The sequence below is a fragment of the Marinobacter denitrificans genome (genome assembly GCF_008795955.1).
In the GTDB taxonomy this organism is placed as follows: domain Bacteria; phylum Pseudomonadota; class Gammaproteobacteria; order Pseudomonadales; family Oleiphilaceae; genus Marinobacter; species Marinobacter denitrificans.
The window spans coordinates 1,076,836-1,101,982 of record NZ_VMHN01000001.1; the positions used below are offsets into that span (position 1 = coordinate 1,076,836).

The 25,147-nt window shown below is 57.0% G+C and carries 22 protein-coding genes; 10 read left to right on the forward strand and 12 right to left on the reverse strand.

The annotated features are described in order from the left end of the window. Positions 1–4: 4 nt before the first annotated feature. From senA to FO268_RS05045, 4 genes are all read right to left on the reverse strand, one after another. Positions 5–1,363, reverse strand: a complete 1,359-nt coding sequence (senA, locus tag FO268_RS05030) for a selenoneine synthase SenA (protein ID WP_150990374.1) — start codon at positions 1,361–1,363, stop codon at positions 5–7. Position 1,364: 1 nt separating this feature from the next. Beyond that, the gene (locus FO268_RS05035) at positions 1,365–2,441 is read right to left on the reverse strand and encodes a serine hydrolase (protein WP_150990377.1); all 1,077 of its coding nucleotides are present in this window, start codon (positions 2,439–2,441) and stop codon (positions 1,365–1,367) included. Further along, the gene (locus FO268_RS05040) at positions 2,402–3,526 is read right to left on the reverse strand and encodes a heparan-alpha-glucosaminide N-acetyltransferase domain-containing protein (RefSeq protein WP_202336537.1); all 1,125 of its coding nucleotides are present in this window, start codon (positions 3,524–3,526) and stop codon (positions 2,402–2,404) included. The genes FO268_RS05035 and FO268_RS05040 overlap by 40 nt, the downstream gene beginning before the upstream one ends. A gap of 103 nt (positions 3,527–3,629) precedes the next feature. Beyond that, the gene (locus FO268_RS05045; protein ID WP_150990378.1) at positions 3,630–5,444 is read right to left on the reverse strand and encodes an SLC13 family permease; all 1,815 of its coding nucleotides are present in this window, start codon (positions 5,442–5,444) and stop codon (positions 3,630–3,632) included. Positions 5,445–5,651: 207 nt separating this feature from the next. Here FO268_RS05045 and FO268_RS05050 point away from each other — a divergent pair, with 207 nt between their 5' ends. The 5 genes from FO268_RS05050 (at position 5,652) to FO268_RS05070 (ending at position 11,251) form a co-directional block, all read left to right on the forward strand. Next, on the forward strand, positions 5,652–6,971 hold the full coding sequence (locus FO268_RS05050) for a YjgN family protein (protein WP_150990380.1): 1,320 nt from the start codon (positions 5,652–5,654) through the stop codon (positions 6,969–6,971). Further along, positions 6,949–8,019: a M48 family metallopeptidase gene (locus FO268_RS05055; protein ID WP_225316500.1), complete on the forward strand. Its 1,071-nt coding sequence runs from the start codon at positions 6,949–6,951 to the stop codon at positions 8,017–8,019. The genes FO268_RS05050 and FO268_RS05055 overlap by 23 nt, the downstream gene beginning before the upstream one ends. A gap of 41 nt (positions 8,020–8,060) precedes the next feature. Then, positions 8,061–8,552 carry an acyl-CoA thioesterase gene (locus tag FO268_RS05060; RefSeq protein WP_150990384.1) on the forward strand — a complete coding sequence of 164 codons (492 nt, stop codon included), beginning with the start codon at positions 8,061–8,063 and terminating at the stop codon, positions 8,550–8,552. Between the two features lie 245 nt (positions 8,553–8,797). Further along, positions 8,798–10,174, forward strand: a complete 1,377-nt coding sequence (locus tag FO268_RS05065; RefSeq protein WP_150990386.1) for a sigma-54 dependent transcriptional regulator — start codon at positions 8,798–8,800, stop codon at positions 10,172–10,174. 12 nt (positions 10,175–10,186) lie between these two features. After that, on the forward strand, positions 10,187–11,251 hold the full coding sequence (locus FO268_RS05070) for a transporter (RefSeq protein ID WP_191966839.1): 1,065 nt from the start codon (positions 10,187–10,189) through the stop codon (positions 11,249–11,251). Between the two features lie 25 nt (positions 11,252–11,276). Here the strand turns inward: FO268_RS05070 and FO268_RS05075 are convergent, their stop codons facing one another. From FO268_RS05075 to FO268_RS05095, 5 genes are all read right to left on the reverse strand, one after another. Further along, on the reverse strand, positions 11,277–11,768 hold the full coding sequence (locus tag FO268_RS05075; protein ID WP_225316501.1) for a hypothetical protein: 492 nt from the start codon (positions 11,766–11,768) through the stop codon (positions 11,277–11,279). Between the two features lie 5 nt (positions 11,769–11,773). Continuing rightward, a complete protein-coding gene (locus FO268_RS05080; RefSeq protein ID WP_150990388.1) occupies positions 11,774–12,475 on the reverse strand; it encodes a C39 family peptidase in 702 nt (233 codons plus the stop codon). A 12-nt stretch (positions 12,476–12,487) separates the two neighbouring features. Continuing rightward, positions 12,488–12,838, reverse strand: a complete 351-nt coding sequence (locus FO268_RS05085; RefSeq protein WP_150990390.1) for a hypothetical protein — start codon at positions 12,836–12,838, stop codon at positions 12,488–12,490. 55 nt (positions 12,839–12,893) lie between these two features. Next, positions 12,894–13,694 (reverse strand): dentin sialophosphoprotein, encoded by an 801-nt coding sequence (locus FO268_RS05090; protein WP_150990391.1) that lies wholly within the window; start codon positions 13,692–13,694, stop codon positions 12,894–12,896. A gap of 374 nt (positions 13,695–14,068) precedes the next feature. Further along, positions 14,069–15,658 carry an isocitrate lyase gene (locus tag FO268_RS05095; protein ID WP_150990393.1) on the reverse strand — a complete coding sequence of 530 codons (1,590 nt, stop codon included), beginning with the start codon at positions 15,656–15,658 and terminating at the stop codon, positions 14,069–14,071. 286 nt (positions 15,659–15,944) lie between these two features. Here FO268_RS05095 and FO268_RS23200 point away from each other — a divergent pair, with 286 nt between their 5' ends. The 3 genes from FO268_RS23200 to FO268_RS05110 are packed head-to-tail and all read left to right on the forward strand — an operon-like array spanning position 15,945 to position 18,182. Continuing rightward, complete coding sequence (locus tag FO268_RS23200) at positions 15,945–17,432, forward strand: DUF1538 domain-containing protein (RefSeq protein ID WP_150990395.1); 1,488 nt, start codon at positions 15,945–15,947, stop codon at positions 17,430–17,432. Then, positions 17,429–17,779 carry a transcriptional regulator gene (locus tag FO268_RS05105; protein ID WP_150990397.1) on the forward strand — a complete coding sequence of 117 codons (351 nt, stop codon included), beginning with the start codon at positions 17,429–17,431 and terminating at the stop codon, positions 17,777–17,779. The genes FO268_RS23200 and FO268_RS05105 overlap by 4 nt, the downstream gene beginning before the upstream one ends. A 13-nt stretch (positions 17,780–17,792) precedes the next feature. After that, positions 17,793–18,182, forward strand: a complete 390-nt coding sequence (locus tag FO268_RS05110) for a CBS domain-containing protein (RefSeq protein WP_150990399.1) — start codon at positions 17,793–17,795, stop codon at positions 18,180–18,182. Between the two features lie 12 nt (positions 18,183–18,194). On the opposite strand, the gene FO268_RS05115 is transcribed toward FO268_RS05110, so the two are convergent. Further along, positions 18,195–20,141: a CASTOR/POLLUX-related putative ion channel gene (locus FO268_RS05115; protein ID WP_150990401.1), complete on the reverse strand. Its 1,947-nt coding sequence runs from the start codon at positions 20,139–20,141 to the stop codon at positions 18,195–18,197. Positions 20,142–20,246: 105 nt separating this feature from the next. Here FO268_RS05115 and FO268_RS05120 point away from each other — a divergent pair, with 105 nt between their 5' ends. Beyond that, a complete protein-coding gene (locus FO268_RS05120; protein ID WP_150990403.1) occupies positions 20,247–21,461 on the forward strand; it encodes a hypothetical protein in 1,215 nt (404 codons plus the stop codon). Here the strand turns inward: FO268_RS05120 and dauA are convergent. Continuing rightward, positions 21,454–23,187, reverse strand: coding sequence for a C4-dicarboxylic acid transporter DauA (dauA, locus tag FO268_RS05125; protein WP_150990405.1), 1,734 nt, complete (start codon positions 23,185–23,187; stop codon positions 21,454–21,456). The two genes, FO268_RS05120 and dauA, sit on opposite strands and share 8 nt — an antisense overlap. A gap of 74 nt (positions 23,188–23,261) precedes the next feature. Between dauA and FO268_RS05130 the strand changes: the two genes are divergently transcribed. Then, complete coding sequence (locus FO268_RS05130; protein WP_150990407.1) at positions 23,262–24,257, forward strand: ChaN family lipoprotein; 996 nt, start codon at positions 23,262–23,264, stop codon at positions 24,255–24,257. Between the two features lie 20 nt (positions 24,258–24,277). On the opposite strand, the gene FO268_RS05135 is transcribed toward FO268_RS05130, so the two are convergent. Then, positions 24,278–25,129 (reverse strand): DMT family transporter, encoded by an 852-nt coding sequence (locus FO268_RS05135; protein WP_150990408.1) that lies wholly within the window; start codon positions 25,127–25,129, stop codon positions 24,278–24,280. Between the last annotated feature and the right edge of the window lie 18 nt (positions 25,130–25,147).

Sequence of the window (25,147 nt, forward strand, 5' to 3'; positions counted from 1 at the left end):
ATCCTCAGCGGTTATCCGGTCCGGCTTGCGGGAGCGCACAGGTGCGGAACCCGGTGTAGACATCATTTCTCTGCGGCAGATAGGCCTGGCGATAGGTTCCACGGATGAGGTTTGGCGAGGTAGCGCAACTGCCACCACGGGTAACCTTGTGATCCCCGAACTGCAGCGTCGACATAAAGGGATACACATCAATCCGGAAGCCGTCGTAAGGGAAAAACTGGCTACTGGTCCACTCCCAGATACCGCCGATCATCTGGCGGCACCCGAAGGTGCTGTCACCGGCCGGAAAATCCCGGACCGGGTTCCGCGCCATGGCCCGGCCACCCATATCAGCATGCTGCGACCCTACCGGATCGTTGCCCCAGGGGAAGCGTCTGAACGGCTCACCCATCCGGTTACCCAGAGCAGCTACCTCCCATTCATATTCGGTCGGCAAGCGCCGCCCTGCCCAGTTGCACCAGGCTTCTGCTTCCCAATAGGAGATATGGCACGCCGGCGCATCGGGATTCAGTGGTTGCCATCGATCGAAAAACCGCTCCTGCCATTGGGCGTCGTGCCAGCGCCAGTAAAGCGGGTGCTTCGGAGTATGCAAAACAGGTTCAGAGCGACCGTGAACGAGGGAGATATCGGTTTCGGTCTGCAGCCATTTACGGCCACCAAACGACCAGAATTCCGGCCGCTGGTAGCCCCCGTCTTCCACAAATGCCAGAAACTCTGCATTAGAGACTGGCAAACGGGAAATGGCGAACGACTCCAGCTCCACTTCAAACCCTGGCTTCTCGTTATCGAAGGCAAAGTCCGACGTCGCATAGTCCCCGGATTCGCCGGGCATGCCAATCCGCCACTTGCCGGCCGGTATCACTGCATCTCCGCCGATCAGGTCTCCGGGAGCAATCCGTTCATCGGTGTAATCCGGGGCGGGCGGGTAACCCACGGTCTGCCGGCACCAGATCAGGGACTCAATGTGCATGTTCTGGTGGAAGATGGCATAGCGATAGAGATAAAGCTCTTGATCGGTAAGCGGTTTGTCGCGGATTCTCCCGGCCACGCGGTCATAGATGGTATCGAAATACGCCAGTGTTTCCTCTCGCCCGGGAAACAGGTCCCGGCACCAGCGATCGCGGTGGTCCACGTGGAAGGAGTCCCAGAGATCATCCATGGCAGGGTTGTAACTGGGCGTGCCATCCAGCAGGTTGAACACAAACACTTCATAGAAGAAGGCCGCGTGGCCCATTTCCCACAACGGCGGATTGACCCCCGGGTGGTAGGGCACGTCCAGCCTTTCCTCCGGCAACGACGTTATCAACGCCCGGGTTCTTTGCCGGGCGGTTTCCAGTTCTGCCAACAGGATTGTCTTGTCCAAGCTAGTCTTCTCCAAATACGCCGGTGTCGGCAACCGCCTTACCAACCTGCCGGAATGCTTTTTCCGAGGCTGCCAGGTCTGCAGTGTGGCGGCCACATGCGGCGATGATGACGCCTGGGTGGTCCTTTACAGTAGCCAGGCCTATGTTACAGGCTCTTCTGTGCTGCGTGCCGGTTTTGTGGGCAAACCTGACATGCTCAGGCAGACCAGCCTTGACGCGGTTATCACCCGTTTCAATCCTCTCCAACACCGACAACAGATAGTCGCGACTGCTCTTGCCAAGCACCTGGTTCTTGGCCAGGGCCTCAAACAGAATACTGAAATCATCCAGCCTGCCAGAGTTAAGACCTGAGCCATAGTAGCTATCAAATGCGGAATCCAGATCCGACAACAGGAACTCGTCCGGCGTTACGCCCAGCACTTTGGCCAGAGCCTGGACACGGTTGCGTCCGGTACCCGCCTTCTTGATAGCAAACATGTCAGCACTGGAAAGACCCATCGCCCCCTCGTGAAAATGGCTGTAGGCGTGGCGGCGAACATCTGCCAGCGTAGTTACCTTTCCGATTCCACCGTCGGTGTTCACGGCTACCAGTTCATTGACGGCCTCCATGCCCACCAACCGGATCAACACATCCGTTGCGGTGTTGTCGCTGTGAATCAGCATCTGCTCAAGCAGGTATTGCACCGTGACCTTGTCACCGGGAGACTTCCAGTTGGTTTCGCCCGCTCCGTCCACGAAGTCAGTCGGTTCCAGCGTTACTGTGGTGCCCAGCGTCATGTCTTTACGATCAATCGTCTCCATGACAGCCATTGCAACCGGTACCTTGACGGTGGAGGCCAGGTACCAGGGCTCGTCTGCCCGCAGACTTGCTTTCTCATCATTCTTGAGGTTATGGACAAACACTCCGAGTTCACCGGGGTAGTCTTCGTCTATCTCACCCAAACGCTGTTCAAGATCTGTTTTCCAATCTGCTGAAACGGATACCGCAAACACCGATAGCAGTAGCGCCAGGATAGTCACGACCCAGGGCGGGGTTCTCATCGAACAGTGCGCGTCCACGCAGTCAGTTTGATCCATAAGGCAGTTCCGATGACCAGTCCGAAAGTAAGTGTAAGGGCATACTCGTAGGAGATACTTTGCCAGTATCCGAGCAGGTAACGGAAGACCACAAAGATGACGGAAATGTGAAATATGAACGCGGCCTTGGCGTCAGTACCGATAATGGTCACTGGCTTCAACACTCGCGCCAGAGTACCTCCACCAGCGATAGCCAGGCCGAGTATCGCCAGGGCGCCGGCCATGCTGAACACCATGAAGGTAAATTCAGGTGGGTGCTTGCCATCATTCATGGCAATGGCATACAGCGTATCGTGAAGGTCCGGTAAACCCACCCAGAGAAACACACCGAACAGCAGGATAGACAACCCTGCCAAGCCTCCGGCAAGGGTCATCCGCCGTTTCAGGTGTGAATGGCAGAAGAGGACAAGCTCACCTACCAGCAGCCCCAGCAGGATCAGCGGCCCGCGCGACAGTTGGCCCCAGGTATACAGTTCATCGTGCTCGACCAGGATCGCCCGTACGGAGGCGTTGCCCCAGAAATCAAAACGTGCGGCCAGCAGCTCGGCGATCACTACCAGCAGAACCGGGCTCAAAACCCGCAGCCACAGTGGCATACGGACCCACAATGATAGGAAGAACGGCACCCACATCAGTGCAATGGCATAAAACCCAAGTATTTCAACAAAAGAAGGGAATGTCTGGTACAGCAAGGCATCAATGACCTGTTCCGGCTCGGCGATCTGGAACATCTCCACTACAGTGAGCACCTTGTACCAGAAGAAAATGATAACGCCGTTCATTAGCAGTTTGAGCCGCTTCCGCGGCCAGGAATCTTTGCCCACATGGGGCAGGAATGCTACCGCCAGGGCGATGCCGAATACCATGATGAACAGGGTGGAAGAGAACTTGGTAAGAGCATGAATCGGCACCATGCCCCAGTCCGGGATCTGCTCGAAATCAAGCAGGCCCTTGACGCCGTGACTCAGGATCATAAGCGTGACGGCGACACCCCTGGCGAAGTCGATGGCCTCAACCCGGCCATCCACAGAGGTTACCGACGGTTTGCGACGCCACCAATGGTTTCCGTTCCCTGCTAATGCCACATTAACTCCCTACCTTCGGCGGGCAGCCATTGCCCACCGTTCTCCATGTACGTTCACACTCCGCCGGTTGGATGATTCCACGGCCGCTTTTTCGGTTGCCAGCCTATCCCCATACCAGCAGAATCATTGGCACTGCGACAACGGTCACCAGTATTGACAACGGCAGCCCCAGCTTCCAGTAGTCACCGAACTGGTAACCACCAGGTTCCAACACCAATGCATTGGACTGGTGACCGATTGGCGTCAGGAATGCACAGGAGGCACCAACGGCAACCGCCATCAGCACCGCGTCGGACGCCATACCCAGTTCCGCCGACAGGCTAAGAGCAATAGGTGCAACCAGTATGGCAGCCGCTGCATTGTTTACCACATTCGACAGCAGCATGGTGCCCACCAGCACCATGGCCAACACCCCTGACGGGGCAAGGCCGCCACCGAATGCCAGCATCTGGCCGGCAATCAGCTCGGCGCCACCAGTGGTTTCCAGTGCCTGCCCGACCGGGATCATTGCCGCCAGCAGCACAATCACCGACCAGTCGATGGCCTTGTAGGCACCTGGCGCGTCTATCAGTTTTGTCAGAACCATGGCAACAGCTCCGGCTACCAACGCTACAGGTGCTGACAGCCAGCCACTGACAATAGCAATGATACTGGCGATAAAAACGCTACTGGCAAGCATGGTTTTCCGAGGTGAGCCCAGGCGGAGACCCCGCTCTGCCAGGGGCAGGCAACCAAGGCTGGCGAGTGTGCTGGTCAGAGTGTCTTCACTGCCCTGAACCAGCAGGATGTCCCCCGCGTTAAAGCGAATATCACCCAGACGCCGCTTGAGCCGCTGCCCCTGCCTGGCGACAGCGACAATATTGATGCCATGCCTCTCCCGCAGATTGAGTCGGTTTGCAGTTTGACCGACCAGGGACGACTCAGGGCTGATAACAGCTTCTGTCAGTTGAACATCACCTTCCTTGAGATCCTTCTTACGGTCTTCAGCGTTTTGTTCGCCCTCTTCGTTCTCCGGCTCTTCATTTTCACGGCTGCCCAGCTCCAACCCGGTATTATCCAGGAACGCCTGCAGGCTCTCGGTATCCGATTCCACCAGCAGCAGGTCGTTCTCTTTCAACACCCTGTACGTGGACGGCGCTAACTGGCGTTTATCGTCGCGGATCAACGCCAGCACCACCACGTCCTTGTCTTCACCACTATCCGACAACAGGTTGTGCAAAGTAGCGCCGGCGTAGGACGAACCTTCGGGAATCTTGAGTTCGGTCAGATAGTCGCCTACGCTGAAGAGCTTGTCATCCTCCCCGCTGTCTTTACCTCGCTTCGGCGTCAGGCGCCACCCCACCAGTGTTATAAAGGCAATACCGGCAAGCGTGATGGCTATACCCACCGGGGCAAAATCAAACAATCCGAACGAGCTTGCGCCTTCGCGATAACTGGCGATGATGATATTCGGAGGGGTGCCTATCAAAGTCATGGTGCCGCCAAGCAGCGAGCCAAATGCCAGCGGCATCAGCAGCAGTGAGGGAGAGCGCCCCGACTCCCTGGACATCCACACCGCCACCGGCATCAACAGCGCCAGAGCGCCCACGTTGTTAATAAACCCGGAACACAGTGCCACCACGCCGGTGAGGGTAAGGATTTGCAGTGTCGGACGGTGGCCCACTTTGCCCAGCAATCGGGCAATATTATCCACCACACCACCGTTCACCAGGCCCTGGCTGACCACAAGAACCGCCGCCACCGTGACAACGGCCGGGTGCCCAAACCCCGCAAACAATGCCTCAGTGGGGAGCAGCCCGGCAATGGCAATGGCCAGCAACGCCAGCATGGCAACCACATCAAACCGCAACCGGTTCCATACGAACAGCGCCAGCGTGGCTGCCAGGACTGCGAATACAACTCCCTGCTCTGTGGTCAATTGCCGCTCCTCCGGTTCGTCATAGTGACGGTTTTCTGCCGTTTCAAACTACGCTATTTGAGTCCATCGTCACGTATATTTCATGAATTTCTGGTAACTTTCACCGTGAGGGCGCACCTGTGCATGCACGAACGCAGTCTTCGCAAATTCTCACAGTCACGGGTGACATAAGCACCTCATCAGGGAACAACAGGTTTAAGGGAAGTCATGACCAAGGAACTTTACACGGAACTCTACCAGATAACGTTTGCAGGACAGACACTCGAAGGTTTCAATGACGCGGAAGTGAGGGACAATATCAAAGCCCTGTTCCGGATATCCGACGAGCGCACAGCAAGCCTTTTCTCCGGCACCCGCACCACCCTGAAATCAGGCCTCAGCCATGACGAGGCGCTGATTTACCACGAACGATTGACCAAAGCCGGCGCCGCCGTACAGATTTCAGCACAACCCCGGGCAGCAGTCACTAAAGCGGGGGCTGACGCAAACACCCCACCACCGGCCTCAACCGATACCCGCCAATCACAACCCGGCGCGGCGGGGCCAATGCAGGAAGCGCCGTTTGAATTTACCGGCAGCGGTCGCGAGTACTTCGGCATATGGATCGTCAATATTCTGCTCACCATTGTTACCCTGGGCATATACTCCGCCTGGGCTACGGTGCGGAACAACCAATATTTCTATGGCAACACTCGCATGGACGGGGCCAGTTTCCAGTACCTGGCCAGCCCCATCACCATTCTCAAGGGCCGCCTTATTGCACTGGCGGTACTGGTGGCCTACGTGGTGCTTTCGGAAATGTACGTTGAAGCGGCTGTCGTCTTCGCCATTGCCTTTATCCCCCTGGTGCCCTGGATCATGGTCCGCTCTCTGAGATTCAAGGCCATTAACAGCGCCTACCGCAACATCCGCTTCGATTTCCAGGGCAGATACGGCGCGGCTTTTATGGTGACCTTTGTGTGGCCGGTGTTGAACATGCTGACCCTGTTGCTGCTCACCCCGCTGGTGATGAAGAAAACCCACGAGTTCATCGCCAACGGCAGCCGCTATGGCACCACCGAATTCCAGCTGAAAGCCGATACGGGCGCATACTACCGCTTCTTCGGCAAAGGACTGCTTATTGCCATCGGCTTCGGTGTTACTGCCTTTCTGGCCATGCAGCATGTCGGTTTCACTCTCGGCTCCATTATTGCGGTGGTCGGCTACCTGACCCTGTTTGGCTACTTCATGGCTGGCATTGCCAACCTTTTCCTCAGCGCCGTTCATCTTGACAGCCATGAATTTGAGTCACGGCTACAGCCCGTGCAGATGACCTGGATTTACCTGTCCAACAGCTTCCTCGTGGTGATCACCCTGGGGCTCTTCACGCCCTGGGCCAAGGTGCGGATGGCGCGGTACCGTGCCGCCTGCACGGCCATGATGGTACGCGGCGACCTGAACCACTTTGTGGCGGCGGAGAAGAATCGTACCAGCGCGCTGGGTCAGGAACTGGGGGATGCCTTTGATGTCGACTTCGCAGCAATCTGAAGTCACCATCGAAGGCCAGTTCTATTCCGGCAGGGATTCCCGAAGGCGGAGCGCGGTACTGCGCTCCGCCGGCAGCGTCGTCATTCTGGACGCTGGCGATACCCGCCTGCAGCTCTCATCTGCTGACGTGGAGATAGCACCACGGATTGGCAATACTCCACGCTATCTTTACCTCCCTGAAGACGGTGTTTTCGAAACGGAAGACAACGACGGAGTGGACCAGCTTGGCCGGCAGACCCGCCATGGTCGCGGCCATCGCCTGCTGCACAAGCTGGAAAACCATCTGGGTTTAATTCTGGTTGCGGTGGTAGTGACTATCGCGACCACCGGCGCGGCCTTTGTCTGGGGTGTGCCCTGGGCAGCCCAGGCCGTGGCGCATGCGCTTCCGGCTTCCATTGCAGAACAGGTGGGCGAATCCACACTCAGTACCCTGGACAGTACCTGGCTGGAGCCCTCCGGTCTTCCGGAGGAGCGCCAGCAAGCGTTGCAGACGCATTTCCAACCCTTCCTGGTGCCGGTTGAGGGTCAGGATATCAACGTTATTTTCCGGTCCTCCCCAGCGATCGGCGCCAATGCCATGGCACTGCCAGACGGTACGCTGATCTTCACTGACGATCTGGTGAACCTGGCCGAAGACGACCATGAGCTTACCGCCATACTCGCCCATGAAATCGGCCACGTGGCCCATCGCCATGGCATGAAGGGAATGGTGCAATCTTCCCTCACCTTCTGGCTTATCGTGATGATGACCGGCGACCTGTCTGCCTTTTCTGATGCTACCGTGGTGGTGCCCGCCGTGTTAATGAGCTTGTCCTACTCCCGAGACATGGAGCGCGAGGCGGACACCTATGCCCTGGAAACCTTGAAAGAGAACGGCATAGACCCGAGCCATTTTGCCAATATCATGGAGCGGCTGATGACCTCCCGTAGCGAGGAAGAAGCCTTGGAGACGGACGAAGAAACCAGCCGATGGCAGGCGCTTGAGGACATGTTGTCGAGCCACCCGGTGACCGGGGAGCGGATCGAACGCTTTAAACAGAGCCCCTGAGCGGTATAGTAGCGATACATCCATCAAGGGGAGACAATTCCATGCCACACAGAGCCGCCAGACCGGTTTCGACCTCCGCCATCGGCAAACACGTCTACAAGGTCTTCCCGAATGACATGAACTCCCATGAGACGGTGTTCGGGGGCATGATCATGGCAAAGTGTGATCGTCTCGCCCTGGTGGTCGCCGAGCGTCATTCCGGGCATGTCTGTGTGACCGCCGCCGTCGATTCAATTCATTTCCGCGCCCCTGCGAAGGGCAACGACACCCTGCTGTTCAACCTTGCCCTCAACCGCAGCTGGGGGTCGTCGATGGAAATCGGGGCACGGGTGGAAGCCGAAAACAGCTACACCGGCGAATGCGGGCACATACTGTCGGCATTCTTCACCTTTGTGGCATTGGACGAGAACGATAAACCCATTGATGTGCCCGCGGTAACACCGGAAACCGAGGAGCAGAAACGCCGCTTTGCGAATGCAGAAATCCGCCGAAAGGGCCGGCTGGAAACCCGCAAGAAGCTGAGCGAACGCTGAACAAATTGTGTCGGCATATTTTACAGAGTCTGTTTTGCGACACAGCTCTCATTTCCTAACCTGCTGAAACAACCCCAAGTAAAAAAACTGGCACATAATCTGAATAACAATTCAGAGAATTTTCGACCTGTTTACCCGCCGTTTGCGGCCGCAGGCCAGTGACTGGATCAAGCCATTCCAGCCTTCCAGGAGTCCAATAAACGTTTAGCAGTCCGTTTTCCCGGCCCGAGCTCAAGGAGAGTCGCATGAAGGAAAAACGACCGCTCGTTTGGCTGTCAGCCGAACACTCCGGATTCTCCACTCAAGCGGCGGAGCTGCGGGAGTGGCGGCTGACCCCCATAACTATTGATGCCGAGCTACGTCAGGGCGCTATCCCTGGCAAAAATGCCTGGGTTGGGGTATTCGATGCCAGCGAACTTTCCGGCAGCCAACTGGCCGTTGCAAGCAGCTGGCTGGAAGCGCTCGGGGTCGAGCACTGGGTTGCCATTCTAAAGCCGGGGCAGATTGATCATCCGGAAATCTGCGGGCTCATCAACCGGTATTGCGAGGATTACCACACCTTACCGCTCCAGCCTGACCGGCTCCAGGGGATACTTGGCCATCTGTGGGGCATGTCCGAACTCCATGCAAGAGCATCAGGCTACACACCTCTCAGTTATCATGATGTCGCCCTGGAAGGCGAATCCCCTGCTATCAGCCAGACAAGGGAACTGCTTTGCAAGTTCGCACACACCGAAGAACCTGTGCTGATCTACGGTGAAAATGGCACCGGTAAGGAAACCGCCGCTAAATTCATTCATAACAACTCGGTGCGAAAGCACAAACCTCTGGTCGTCATCAACTGCGCAGCCCTGCCGCCTTCCCTCACGCAGAACGAACTGTTCGGTCATGAAAAAGGCTCGTTCACCAACGCCATGAGTGCCCAGAAGGGCAGAATTGAAAGCGCCGACGGCGGCACACTGCTACTCGTCGGCGTAGATGAACTCTCCGGTGAGCAGCAATCTGCCATTCTGCGCTTTCTCCAGGAAGGTCAGATCGAACGCATTGGCGGTCGTCGCCCCATAGAAGTGAACGCCCGCCTGATCGCCACCAGCTCCAGCCCTCTGGAACAGCTGGTCAACTCCGGCCGCTTTCGCAGTGATGTATTTTACCGGCTCGGAAGCCTGCATGTGCTTTTACCCCCTCTGAGGGATCGCAAGGAAGACATTCTTCTGCTGGCAAACCGGATACTCTCGGCAGCCCCCTCGTCCGCAGGGCCCAGACGCCTGGCTGACACTACAACAATCTGCCTCGCCGAGCACCGCTGGCCGGGCAACCTCAGAGAACTCCAGAACCGGATTCGTCAGGCCATGCTGCTCGGGGAGGGGCCTGTAATCAAACCGGCTGATATGGGATTCGGGCAGACACCCTCAAACGATCAAAGCCAGACCCAGGAATTGTCGCTGGATGCCTTCCGTTCACAGGCAGATCGCCGGGCGATCTCCGTAAGCCTGGCACTGGCTCAGAATAATATTTCCGCCGCGGCCCGACTGCTCAATATTTCGAGAGTCTCGTTCTACCGGTTGATGGATAAGCATCAGGTCCTCCACAGAACCTCCGTCTCGCCTTCGAAGAGAGACTAAAGGAGATTTTCCATGGCTTCAAAGATGTTCTGGCTCTTCCCCCTGTTAACGGTAGCCACACCACTCCTTACAGGGGTTGCGCAGGCGGACAACCACACAGATAGCGCAGCGATAACAGCGCCCGAGGAGGAGCACGACCCGTCGACCGACATCGCCTCGATTACCGCGGACCGGGGCATCGTTACCCGGCCGGGCCGGTTCACGATTGAGCCGTCTTTTTCTCATGCCCACAGCAACTCAACGGCGGTGGCGGTGGAAGGCTATACGGTAATACCCGCCCTGCTCATCGGGCTGATCAATATTTCGGAAATCCAGCGAGATATTTTTGTGGGCGCAATGTCCCTGAAGTACGGCTTCACCAGTAAACTTGAGGCAGCGGTTCGTGTGCCCTACCTCAGCATCAATGAAGACCTGAGAGAGCGCGACGTGTTCCAGGGCACACCGGTAGATACACTGCGCGAATCTTCAGGCGAGGGCCTGGGCGACGTTGAACTCTCGGCCCGCTATCAGTTAACCGACGGGCTGGGTGGCTGGCCGTACGTTATTGGCGCGATGCGGGTAAAAGCGCCAACCGGAGAGGGCCCATACGACGTGGATCAGAGAATCATCCGGGACAATCAGGGCAACCCGATAGGTATTGAACTGGAGAATCGCCCGACCGGTTCCGGTTTCTGGTCATTCGAACCGGGATTTTCGTTTATCTACCCGACGGACCCGGCCGTGTTGTTCGGAAACCTGAGTTATGTCTGGACCCTTGAAGAGGACCAGGGCGTCGAAAATGGCGGTACGGTTGACCCAGGTGACATCGTGCGCTTCGGCTTCGGGATGGGATTTGCTTTCAACGACCGCACTTCTTTTAGTCTGGGCTATGACCATTCAATCATCCGGAAAACAACGTTCGAAAGGAACAACGATCTGTTTGCATCCAACTTTGACCGCATTCAGATCGGGTCACTGTCCTTCGGCTTGTCGCAGCGGCTGACTCAGTCCACAAGCCTGAGCCTGACTGTGAGCGTCGGGGTCACGGAAAACGCACCCAACAGCGAGATCACCCTGAAGCTCCCTATCAGCCTGTAAGGAGGGCGTGAAGGAGAAAGTAGGGTCAGCGACCCAGCAACTGAACCAGTTGGTCACTGAATCTCGCCGGCAACTGATTTCCGGCGCCCAGGTTGTTCAGCTCAATATTCAGTTGGTGCATGTTCTGTATCACCGTGCTGTCGAGGTTGTTCTGAACCACCGTCATCCAGCCGCCCGGCCCTGCCATATTACTCGATACTCGCGCACCGCCACTTCGGTTCGCGCTGATAACCTCGACGACGGTTTCCAACTGGTGGTCAACCAAACGGTCGTTCACGGTCTGGTTCAGATTGGGAATGGTCAGACGATTGATGACCAGTGTGTCACCGTTAATTCCCACCACCTGCTCCAGACCGATGCTGATCTCCAGGCTATCCGTCAGGAAGCCCCCGCGGTACTCAGACAGCTGCGGATCACTCAGGGGTTCGACCCCAAGCGCCAGTTCTGCCTGGACACCCGGCGAAAGCGCTGCAAATGCGCTAACCACTATAGCGACCGCGTGCGTACGGACCATCATGATCATCACCATTCCCTTGAGGAGGGCCAGTAGGGCAATGTGTGGCCCAGGGAAGGACCGCCCAGGCCTTTTTGTAGCGGCGCCCTGGCTACCTGGGGCCAATGTCCATCGCCCAGAAAGCCGTCTCGCCCCCGGTCAAGATGGCTGCGAATAATGAAGGCTGTGCCGTTCCAGTACTCGCTGAACTGTGCGTAAGAATAAATCTTCAGACCCCGTGCCGGGTCTCCAATCAGGACTTCGTCGTCACTGATCCCCTTGATCAGGACAAAATGCCGGAAGCCCTCAATGTTCAGCAGCACAATCATCGGTAAGCGCACTTTCTCCCTCAGGCCGGTCAACGGCATGCGAAAACCATCGGCCTGGTACCCCCGGGACTCCAGATAGTTCTTCATATCAAGCATGGAAAAACCATGCTGGCGCACCTTCTTCTCGTCTGCCCGCGCGAGCATGTCGATGAAGACATCGTGCTCTGTGACCTGGTCTTCGTAGTGAAAGGACAATAACGAAGCGACCGCCGCTGAGCCGCAACTGAAGTCGTATTGCTGGCGCATGACGCTGTCAAACCGCCGGTTCTCGAAACTGTTCACGTTGAGCCGGATATCACCACCAATCCCCGGCACCGTTACCGAGCCCACCGGGCCGGCAAAGGCAGTGGACCATAGCAGCCCGGCACTCGCGCAGATTGCAACAAGAACCTTCGTGGCCATGGCCCACCTCCGTCAGTGGTTAAGCAGTATGTTGATCTGGGTACTGTCCTGAATGACTACCTGGTTACCGGTGTTCTGGATAACCGTGGCAACTCCGCTCATGTTGCCGAACGCGTTGTCGGAAATACTGTTATCACCTGTGACAACATTTCCCGACAACAGGTTATCGGACACATTGGCATTTTGCTGGTTATCGTTAATCTGCCACTGCATCGGAACGCCCTGGCGACCGCTTGAGTCCGCCAGCTGATCCGCCGATAACGGGGTGGCATCCATCCACTCCTCGGCCGATACCAATCCCGTTGCCCCGAGCATTAACGCCAGCAAGGCAGCCTTCAGTTTCCATCTGATGACGCAACCCATGGCAGTTCTCCCGGAATAACCAGGCCGCACCCGAAAAAGATGCGGCCGGGATTCCTTACTCGGTGCCACCCGCACCGCTACCGGTGGACAGGTTGGACATTACACTGACATTCGCCTGTGTAACGCTGCCATTGCCTGCATTCTGGGCAAATGCCCCGACACCCGTGTAGTTCGCAGAGCCACCAGAAATTTCGTTGGTGTTACGAACCTCGGTGTAAGAGCCATCACCGTTGACAGTACCGTACGTGGTTGCAGTACCAGTCACGCTGCCGTCCAGATCGGCGTTGTTCAGGAACACATCCAGGTCCAGAGCCAGTGAGTTATCGGAATTGTCGGAGTTATCCGAGTTATCCGAATTATCAGACGAATCGTTGCCGCTGTCAGCGATCTTGAACGAATCACTCACATCGGTGCTGTTGTCTGAATTATCCGAATTGTCCGAATTGTCGCTGTTATCGGAATTATCACTGTTGTCAGAATTGTCGGAATTGTCCGAGTTGTCATTGCCGCTGTCAGCAATCTTGAACGAGTCGGCAACGTCGGTGCTATTGTCCGAATTGTCCGAATTATCGGAGTTGTCCGTATTATCCGAATTGTCATTGCCGCTGTCGGCGATCTTGAAAGAGTCCGCCACGTCGGTACTGTTATCGGAGTTATCGGAATTGTCCGAGTTGTTGGTGTTATCAGAGTTGTCATTACCGGAATCGGTATTGCCGGACTGGTCGTTGTTGGCTGTGGAGGTATTGTCCGCGTTAGTATTCGGATCGCCGTCTCCGCCCTGATCGGCATAGGCCAAACCGGTAATACCCAGACTCATTGCAATGGCAGCTGCTAGCAAATTTTTCCTGGTATTCATAGTGTCGCTTCCTTTTCGATTATTGGCTTCTGGAGGGATCCGACTAAAACCGCTAGCCTTCGGTAAGCCAAGGTTCAGACCCGCCAGGGATGTAGAGCGATTCCCGTGCCAAGACTCACAAAAAACCTACAACTTTCTGTTTACAAAAGACTTTCTAGTCACAAAGGAAACCGGGGGGCATTCAGTAAAACCTGGAACTGTTTCATGGATGAAACAGAAGCAGCGGGAAAACAGGCGAGAATAAACGTTTATTAATTAAATTCAGAAACTTGGGCAATAATGCCGATGTAAAAAAAGCAAAACCCCACACAGGGTGGGGTTTTGGACTCTGAAGCCGGCCTGTCGGCCCGCTTCAGTGACAACCGAACCGTTCTTTAGAACTGGTTCATGGTGTTGTCTTTGCCACCAGCCTTCAGGGCTGCGTCACCTGCGAAGAACTCTTTGTGGTCATCGCCGATGTTGGAACCGGCCATGTCCTGGTGCTTCACTGTGGCGATACCCTGACGGATTTCCTTGCGCTGAACACCTGCAACGTAGGCCAGCATGCCTTCGTCGCCGAAGTAACCCTTGGCCAGGTTGTCGGTAGACAGGGCCGCGGTGTGGTACGTCGGCAGGGTGATCAGGTGGTGGAAGATACCGGCTTCACGGGCACCGTCACGCTGGAAGTTCGCAGTCCACTCGTCGGCCAGCTTGCCGAGCTCGGTTTCGTCGTACTTGGCATTCATCAGGTCGGCACGCTCGTAAGCGGAGACGTCCTTGCCTTCTTCCTTCCAGGCATCGAATACCTGCTGACGGAAGTTCAGTGTCCAGTTGAACGACGGGCTGTTGTTGTAAACCAGCTTGGCGTCGGGCACCACTTCCTTGATGCGGTTAACCATGGCAGCGATCTGACCAACGTGAGGCTTCTCGGTTTCGATCCACAGCAGGTCCGCACCATTCTGCAGGCTGGTGATACAGTCCAGAACTACACGGTCTTCGCCAGTGCCCGGCTTGAACTGGAACAGACCGGAAGGCAGACGCTTGGGCTTCATCAGCTTGCCGTTAGCCTTGATCACCACGTCGCCGTTGTTGATGTCTTCCGGCTTTTCGATGTAGTCGCCGTCGAGGAAGCTGTTGTACTGGTCGCCCAGGTCACCCGGCTCTTCAGTTACGGCCAGCTTCTGGGTCAGGCCAGCACCCAGAGAGTCGGTACGGGCAACGATAACGCCGTCGTCCACACCCAGCTCCAGGAATGCCAGACGAACAGCGTTGATCTTGGACAGGAAGTCGGCGTGGGGAACGGTTACCTTACCGTCCTGGTGACCACACTGCTTCTCATCAGATACCTGGTTTTCGATCTGGATGCAGCAGGCACCGGCTTCGATCATCTGCTTGGCCAGCAGGTAGGTCGCTTCGGCGTTACCGAAACCAGCGTCGATGTCGGCAATGATCGGCACGATGTGAGTTTCGTGGTTATCGATCTGCTTGATCAGCTCATCAGCCTTGGCATTGTCGCCAGCCTGCTGGGCTTCTTCCAGAGCGCGGAACAGGTGGTTCAGTTCCCAGGCGTCCGCCTGACGCAGGAAGGTGTACAGCTCTTCGATCAGGCCGGAAACAGCCGTCTTCTCGTGCATGGACTGGTCAGGCAGCGGACCGAATTCGGAACGCAGGGCAGCAACCATCCAGCCAGACAGGTACAGGTAACGACGCTTGGTGCTACCGAAGTGCTTCTTGATGGAGATCATCTTCTGCTGGCCGATAAAACCGTGCCAGCAACCCAGGGACTGGGTGTACTGGGAAGTATCTTTATCGTAGTTCGCCATGTCTTCGCGCATGATTTTCGCGGTGTACTTGGCGATGTCCAGGCCAGTCTTGAATTTGTTCTGGGCGCGCATGCGAGCCGCGTGCTCAGGCTTGATGGCATTCCAGGTGGGGTTCTGCTTCAGAATGGAAGCAATGGCGTCAACGTCATTTGCGTATGGCATGATCTCAGTCCTGTCTTTAAGGTTTGAGGTGCTCTTTTATGAAGTATAAAAGCAACTTCAGTGAGCCAGCGTCCGTTCAAAAAACAACCAGCCCGCTGACATTGACGGTTACTTTAGTGGGTTTGATTTTATAATTGAAATTTATATTATCTATACTCGGCATTTTTTAAGTGAATACTGATAAACATCAAACTTGAGTTGCATCACGCAGGCATCCGCCGCGGGTGCTACCATGCAGAATCCGGCAGCAAACCGCTTCAGATCACGACACAGGTAACAGGCCCCGGTGTTTTATATAAAGGCTTTTGGCCACGCCCTTCTGCACGCTCTGAAAAACCTCCTCCCAATTGTCGTGGTTGTGGTGTTTTTCCAGCTTGTGGTGCTACAACAGGTCCCGGAAAACACCCTCGGCATGGCCTTTGGCCTGCTGGTTGTGGCCGTTGGCGTCGCGCTTTTCCTTCAGGGGCTGGAGCTGAGTATTTTCCCGGTGGGAAAAAGCCTTTCCAATCAGTTTGCCCGCCGTGGCTCCTTGCCTATTCTTCTCACGTTCGGGTTTGCCCTGGGGTTTTCCGCCGTGGTGGCAGAACCGGCCCTGATTGCAGTGGCACAACAAGCACAGGAGATCAGCGGCGGGAGGATTGATGCCCTTACCCTGAGGCTGCTCGTGGCGACGTCGGTGGGCTTCGTGGTTGCCCTGGGTGTATTCAGAACGATCATGGGCTACCCGCTGCACTGGTTCATGATTACAGGGTACATTACCGTCGTGATTGTCACCTGGTTTGCGCCTGAGGAAATCGTCGGCCTGGCGTATGACTCCGGCGGCGTCACCACCAACGTGGTGACGGTCCCTCTGGTCGCCGCCCTGGGAATAGGTCTTGCGGCGTCGATTCGTGGCCGCAATCCGCTCACCGATGGTTTCGGGCTGGTGGCTCTCGCGGTAATGGTGCCCATGATAACGGTTCAGTTATACGGCATTCTGGTCTATTCGGGGGAGCAGCCGGAGGGCGAGTTACTGATAAACACCGACAATGAGCCCTCTCCCACCTACGGTCCCGTGAAGATGCTGCTCGAGCTGGCCGAGATGGTGCGGGACGTGTTGCCCATTATCCTTACCATCCTTGTTTTCCAGTATCTGGTATTGCGACGGGGCCTGAGCAACCCCCGCAAGATTCTCTTTGGTTTTGCGCTGGTCGTACTGGGCCTCTATGCATTTGTGGTCGGTCTGAAACTGGGGCTGTTTCCCATCGGCACCAGCATGGCAGAACAACTGATCAGCCTCGACGGGTTCCTGTTCATCTATTTGTTCGCGTTCATGATCGGGTTCGCAACTACCATGGCGGAGCCGGCACTAATTGCGATAGGGCAACAGGCAGAGGAAGCGGCTGCCGGCACCCTTAACGGCAATGCGATTCGCCTGTTCGTCGCCCTGGGGGTGGCCATCGGAATCACCGTCGGTGTTCACCGGATCATTGTCGGTGACTCTATCCACTACTACATCATGGGGGGGTACCTGGTGGTGATACTGCTGACCGCCATTGCCCCGCGCTATATCATTGCACTGGCCTATGATCTTGGTGGGGTGACAACATCCGAGGTTACCGTACCCCTGGTCACAGCGCTTGGCATTGGCCTTGCCGGAAATATCGAGGGGCGGAGTGTCCTCATCGACGGCTTCGGATTGATTGCCTTTGCCTCGATTTTCCCCATCATCACAGTAATGGCCTATGCCATTATCGGTGACTACATAGCTGCACGAAGGAAACTGTCCATATGAAATTCTCTGTACTCGTCGCTATCGTGCCGGAAGATCAGGAACAGGACTGCATTGACGCAGCCCGGGATCTTGGAGCTGGCGGCGTCACAGTCCTCGCCGGACGCGGTATCAGCAATACCGCCAGGAAAACCTTTTTTGGCCTGACCTACGATGGCAGCCAGAGTGTGCTGTTGATGGTGCTGGAAAAGGGCCTTTCACTCGATATTCTGAAAGCCATCCAGCATATCCTGATGCCGGAGAAAAATGACTCCCAGGGGCTGGTGTTCACCTTGCCACTGGAACACCTCGGAGGGATCGACCTGTCACAGGTGGAAAAGTTCGAGCAACACGTAAAAGACTCACTGTAATGGGAGAGCCGGTATGAAACTGGTCAAGGATGTGATGATTCGGGACACCATCAATGTATCCCCGTTTGCCAGCCTCCGTGACGCCTTGTCGCTGATGAAAAGGCACGAGGTGAAATCGCTGGTGGTGGAAAAACAGAATGAACACGATGCCTATGGCCTGATTACCTACACCAATGTACTCAAGACGGTGATTGCCGAGGATGGCGATATTGATCTGCTCAATGTGTACGACGCCTGCGCCAAACCGGTGATCAGTGTTGGTGAACACCTGGGCATCCGCTACGCCGCCAGCCTGATGAGCCAGCATCGAGTGAAGCGTCTGCTGGTCATCAGAGATAACGATCTGGTGGGATTCATTACCATGGACGATATTATGGCCGCGCTGCTGGACACCATTGATTAAATCGGGGCGGAATCACGAATTACACAGCACGATCAACCGGTCTGACGCATTCAGATCAAGGTATTCATCCCTTGCTGGATTGAGGGTCACATGGTGGCCACGCGCATTGGCGTGAGCACGCCAGACACCCAGCGCCACTTCACCCTTGGCAGCTACGACTTTCTCCAATACCTGAAAGTCTGCACTGGCTGGTAGCGGGTAATCATGGGGGTCGCGGAACTGAATCTCGGCCCCGCCCACGGTAAACAGGTCATCCAGCACCACCCGCAACTCCCGCCGCAACGCCACCTGCGCAAGAACATGGCTGACGATCATCGGGCTGATCATCATTTCACTCTGGTGACCGGCAAGCAGGTGACGGTTGTCGGGGTCGCTCAGCTCCATGATCAGCTGGGGCCTCTGCCCTCCCTCACTTAACAGGTCTTCCAACTGAAGATAGCCCACCATCGCCCGGGCATCCGCTTCCTCACCGGAAGCGAGGCGATCACTGCTGACAAGCATGATGGAATCATAGTTCAGTGGGCCCACTCGCCTGAGTTCACCTTCCACCATGTAATCCGCCTCGATGTGGCGACAGAGCACATCCAGTTGCTCGCCCATGTACCGTTCGATTTCCTGCTGGCGCTCAGAGGCAGGTACCACCGAAACAATGTCCACCTCAAACCGCATACGGTGGTAGCTGGAGAACTCGCTGATCAGGCTGGGCACGCGCCGGTTCCACCCCAGCACCAGAACCCGGTGTGCTCGTTCAGAAAATGTCACTGAACGGACAACGGGCTGCCCACGATTGATCACCTGCAGCGCCGTGGCCCTGGCATCGGGCTCAGTTTCAGCGTAGTCCCGCGCCAGCATTACAACCCGGTCTTCAGCGGCGATCAGCGTGTCAGAGGCGGTTGGCATCTGCACAATCCAGCCCCTGTCATCCGGTTTGAGGAGGCCCAGGACGATAGCCTTGGGCCGCTGGGAGGCCAGCTCTGCGAGCGTCAGCCCCGCCACGGTCTCGCCCCCCCGGATATAGATTTCGCACCCCTCTCCGGCGGTGAGCAGCTCATTATAGATTTCTGACAGCCCCGGGTGCAGGATGTTCTGGACCATCAGCCTGCTGATCGTCGCGTCCCCGGCAACCACCTCCACCTCACCGGGGTAGGCACGCTCAATGACGGGATGTTTGCGTATGTCCTGAATTTCGGCCACGACAAACGGCAACGGCGCACCCAGGTGCCGTGCCTGCGCCGCGATGGAGAGCAGTGCCTTGACCGTTTCCACATCCGACGTCACCAGACTGCCAGCCTCATGGGCCGCACTTGGCACAATAACAGCGGAGGCATCCAGACAGGCCACCCGTTGCAGTGCGTCCGGCTGTATGGCCGCACCGGACCGGAGAATCACCTGTCGCGCCTTGCGGCCAATACCGGGCTCGGTGCGTAATTCGTGAACCTGCGCCGCGGACGCCGTTTCCGAGAGCACAACCAGGCGCAACCGGCTGGTATCGTGTTTTTCCAGGAAGCGTCGCATACGGCCCGAGGACCCCAGAAGTTCTACCAGCAGAGGCAGGGTCTGGCTGGTCCAGCCCAGGACCACAATATGGTTTCTCAGAGTGACCGGCGTCAGCCCCCGCTCGAGATCCGTCATCTTGGCAATAAGCCAGCGGGTCAGAATAGCCACCAGGGTACCCATGAAGACCACATAGCCGCTGATGGTCAGTATCGTGGACACCAGCCGCTGCCAGTTGCCTACATCGTCCCCCAGGTAGCCCGGATCTGTCAGCCGCAGAAAGGCCCACCAGATGGCGTCGCCCACGTCCTCGAACGGCGCACCAAACGGAATAACCAGCAGGCCGCCAATAAGGGAAATCATGCCGATGAAGATACCCACTACCAACAGCTGAAAACCGGCACCTTTGACAAGCTGTCGTTCTACAATGAATTTGACACGGTCGACAAAACGAAAGGGGAGCATGATCATCCTTTTGAGCGGGCCCGAAATGTCCGTAGCATAGCCTATTAGGTAAGCCGGAGATGGGTAAAAATGTGTGCAGCACCAACAATCTGACCGGGAACTGCGATGCGTACCAGCCTGATGATCACTATTGGCATTACTCTTCTAATGCCAGCGACGTTGGCGGCCGAACTCAATCACCTGCCACAACCGTGGCGGCAAGACGCTGTTGTTCTCGGGGCCGAAACAACGGCCAATGAAGAACGTTACCTCCATGAACTGTCTTATGCGCACAGCCAGCCTGCCCCTTCCGTTATTGATAATGGCATACGTGGCACCGGGGGCAGCGTCGGCAGCCGGCGCCTCTATCTGGATTTCCGCTTCCGACAGGATTATGGCTTTAACCAGGATCGACAGGGGTTTCTGCTGGATATCCAGCGCAGTGAAGACTTTGACGGCATCTACGAGCGCCAGCTGGTGGGGTTTCGTCACCAGTTAACTGACGCTACCCAGGTATGGCTTCAGGGCGACGTATTTGCCGACAAATCCCGCTCAGATGTATATCTCAGCGGCCGGCACACATTTTCCAATGGGGCCTGGCTCCACGCCAGCTGGATATTGCCGGATCTCTACTTTAACGATAAAACCAACAGCGACGATGCCTTTGTGGATTCTGCGCAAAGCTACTTCCTGCAATGGCACCGTCCAGCGGGGCAGCATCAGCAAAGTGGCACCACGGCTTCTCTCACTTATTCCCCTCCGTCGACCTTTGACAGCCGAAGGGAAGGCCTCGTGGTGGAAAACGAAACCATACGGGGCGCCCTGACTCACCGGAACCGCTTCGGCCACTGGGGGCTTCGGCTGACCCTGAGCGGAGAACATACCCGCCGGCATTACGACCTGGACGAGCTCGCAGCCCCCATCCCGACCAGCCGCGACCATGTAAAGCTTGAGGCGAAAGCAGTCTACCACCGCTACCGCCTGCAACCCGGTCTCGGCGTTCATTATTTCTATCTGAGGGAGCAAGGGTATACCGGGCGCAATCTTGATGATATCGAGGACCTGCGTCGGAAGGAGCCAACATTGTCCGGGCACTTCAGTGTGGCGCTGGCGCCGGCCGTTACCCTGAAACCTGCGATCTACCTGAGCTTTCCGGATATAGATCAGATGGATTCGGGCAGCGATGAGGAAGACTACCGGGCGTTTACCGGCAAACTTGCATTACCTTTCGAGATTCTGCTGTCCCGGGAAGAAGGGGCGATTCTGACGCTGGCACCTACCGTCTATCTGCATAAGGCCGCCTTTGGTGGCGGCAATCTGCAACTGCACTGGCCTATGTAGGGGCGAGGCGACTTTCCCTTCTAACCGCTTCATCAAGGGTGGGATAGAACCGGACCACGCCTTCCTCCGGTTTGACACCGGCCCTGGCCAGCGTTCGCAACGGCTGGAACTGGAGATCCGCGATGACCACCTGGGTTCCGTCGGCCCGACAGGTACCGATCAGTTTGTTCAGTGCAGACAACCCTCCGGCGTCCAGTATCGTCACTCCGTCCATGTAGAGAATAAAACCGCGGGCGCTGGCAGACAGTTGCGCCAGTTCCCCGAAGATCCGGTCCGCGGCGGCGAAGAAGAGCGGGCCGTTGATTTTGAACACCTGCCAGCCGTCAGGAAGGCTGGCTCCGGCCATTCGTTTGCTGTCGGTGATGTCTGTCACCCTCGTCATCTGGGCCATTTCGCGCATGAACAGCACCGCCGCCAGCAGTATCCCGGTGGTGATGGCGATGACCATATCCAGCAGGACGGTCAGCGAGAAACAGGTAACGAAGACCAGGATATCGCTGCGTGGGGCAGTCTTCAGCAGGTGGAGTGACTTGGGGGCTTCGCTCATATTCCACGCCACCATCACCAGCAATGCCGCCATTGCCGCCATCGGCAGGTAGGCCAGCAGTGGCGCCAGCGACACCAGGGCCATCAGAACAACCAGCGCGTGCACCATGCCCGACACCGGCGACTCGGCGCCCGCACGATAGTTAGCCGCCGAGCGTGCAATGGCGGCGGTTGCCGTAATACCCCCAAAAAACGGCGTGATCACATTACCGATGCCCTGCCCCAGCAATTCACTGTTGGCACTGTGCCGCTTGCCGGTCATACCGTCCAGAACCACGGCACACAGCAGCGATTCAATAGCCCCCAACATGGCAATGGCAAAAGCGGCCGGCAACAAATCCCGGACCATAGTCCAACTGATTCCCAGGGGCTGACCACTGGCGTCCGGGCGATTCCAGGGCCATGCAAACTCCGGCAGGAAAGGCGGAATACCTGCCCCGATGGACCCATCCGCCAGCAGGTAACTGAACCGCGAGCCAATGGTGTCTATTGCCGTACCATTGGCGTTCAGCGCCATCGCCATGAGACTGCCAATGATCACTGCCGGCAGATGCGGCGGTACCGGTGTTTTAAAACGGGGCCATAGCAGCATTACCGCCAGCGTGGCCAGCGCCACAAGCATGGTCATGACATCCAGCCCGGGCAAGGCCTGACCAACCGCCGCCAGTTTGTCCCAGTAATGCTCGGGCATCTGCTCGATACCCAGCCCGAAAAAGTCCTTCACCTGCAGCGTAGCGATCACCACGGCAATGCCGCCGGTAAACCCGAGAGTGACTGCTTCGGGGATGTATTCAATGAAGCGCCCCAGGCGCATGAATGCCATGATAAGCAACAACACACCGGACATCAGCGAAGCCAGTAGCAATCCACCGAGGCCGTAGGTCTGGGCAATGGGATAGAGGATCACCACGAAGGCGGCGGTGGGGCCGGAAATACTGAAACGGCTGCCACCGGTTAACGCGATTACAAACCCGGCAATGAATGCTGTGTAGAGCCCGTACTGGGGCGGCACGCCGCTGGCAATGGCCAGCGCCATCGCCAGGGGAATGGCAATAATACCCACCGTGACGCCTGCCATAACATCGCGGCCAAGGCGTCTGGTGCTATAGCGCTCGTCGATACACGCCTCACGGAACGCGTGGGCAAGCCGGAGAGAGAACAGATGGGCACGATGCGGCATTAAATATCCCGAACAATAAATCAGAAAAACAAAAGGCTGACAGCCAACCGGGTTTCGTGATCGTATAGGCAATTATGACGACATATTCGCACACTCTCGTGACGCTCGCCTGCCTGCTGTTGGCAGGTTGTGCCGCATTGCCCGACAGCACCCCGAACGCGGTACCGCCACAATCCCAGTACGATTCTATCATTGTCGATGACAACGGCAGGTTGCTCTCCATCAACCAGCTGGCAAAGGAGCTGGCACCGGCGGATGTGGTGGTGATTGGCGAGTATCACGGCCATCATGGCGCCCACCTGCTGCAATTGCTGGTGCAGTCAGCGCTCTACCAGCACCGCCCCCGTCAGGTATTAAGCATGGAACAGTTCACCCTGGAGGATCAGCGGGAGCTGGACCGTTATCTCGCCGGGCAGTCCGGTGAGGAAGAGCTGATTGCCGATACCGGTGCCTGGCCCAATTATAAGGCTTCCTACCGCCCCCTTATCGAGTTCTCGAAAAACCGGAACGTCCCCGTGGTGGCCGCCAACGCACCTGCCGAGCTTGTCCGCTGCATCGGTCGCAATGGTAAAACCTACCTTGAGGGACTCGATGCCGGGCAGCGCCGGGAGCTGCCGGAGGCGCCATTTACAGACACCGCAGACTATCGCAGCAAGTTTTTCGACACGCTCGGTGGAGGTCACGGCCAGGCCGATAACAGCACACGTCTCGAAAACAGCTACAAGGCTCAGTTACTGCGGGATAATACAATGGCGGACCGGGTGATCAGGGCGCTTGCGGAGTTTCCCGGCCACCAGATCATTCACCTGACCGGTACTTTCCATTCGGAGGATCGCCTGGGTATGGTCGCGGTGCTGGAACAGAAACGCCCGGATCTCGACGTGGTTGTTATCAGCCCTGTGTTCTGGCGTTCGGCTGACACTCTCGACAGCCTTCTGGAAGCTCATCAGGGAAAGGGCGATTTTCTCTATTTCCTGGAACCGCTGCCGGAAGAGTACAAGGACAACGAGCGCCATCGCGATGCCATCATGGAGCAATTCCGCAACGCGGCTGAACTTTCCTGTGACTGAGAAGGTACAGGCGCTGGCAGTTACGCGGTTTTTTTCCCGCCGGCTCGAATCACAATAGCGATGCCACCGAGAATGGCGACCCCCGCGATAACCAGCCTCAGGGTCAGCGGCTCACTCAATAACAACACGCCACCAATGGCCGCTATCACTGGCACGCTGAGCTGAACGGTGGCTGCAGAGGTTGGGTGCAGCAATGGTAACGCCATGTACCAGATGGCATACCCCATGCCAGAGGCGATCGCCCCGGAAGCAACTGCATAGCCCAGGCCCGCCATATCAATCGTGGCACTGGCCATCATAACGAGGCTCAACGCCAGCGCCATGGGCACTGCGCGGACAAAGTTACCGGTGGTGACGGCGGTAGGCTCACCGGCACCTTTTGCCCGCAAGGAGTAGACACCCCATGCAATACCGGCACTGATCATCAGCAGGGAACTGAACAACGGCGGCGCGGTAAGGCCGGGGAGCAACAGCCCCACCAGACCGGAAAAAGCCACCGCAAAACCCACCCACTGCCAAAGATGCGGGCGGTTTCCCTGCACAATGCCAATGCAGATCATGGTGGCCTGAACCGCACCAAAGAGCAGCAAGGCACCCATGGCCGCGGACAAACCTCCATAGGCATATGAGAAAGCGGCGGCATAGGCAAACAGGGCCAGCGCGGAACCCCACGAACCCTGTTTCACCGGGGCGCGATTGCCACGCACACTCAGCAACAGCCATAGCATCAAGGCACCGGACACCAGGCGCACGCTGGTAAAGGTGGCAGCGTCAATATCGGTATCGCGCAAGGCTGCACGGCACAGCAGTGAATTGCCGGCAAAGGCAGTCATGGCGACGGTGGTCAACAACAAGGTACGCAATCGAGACAAGACAGCACTCCCGGAAGA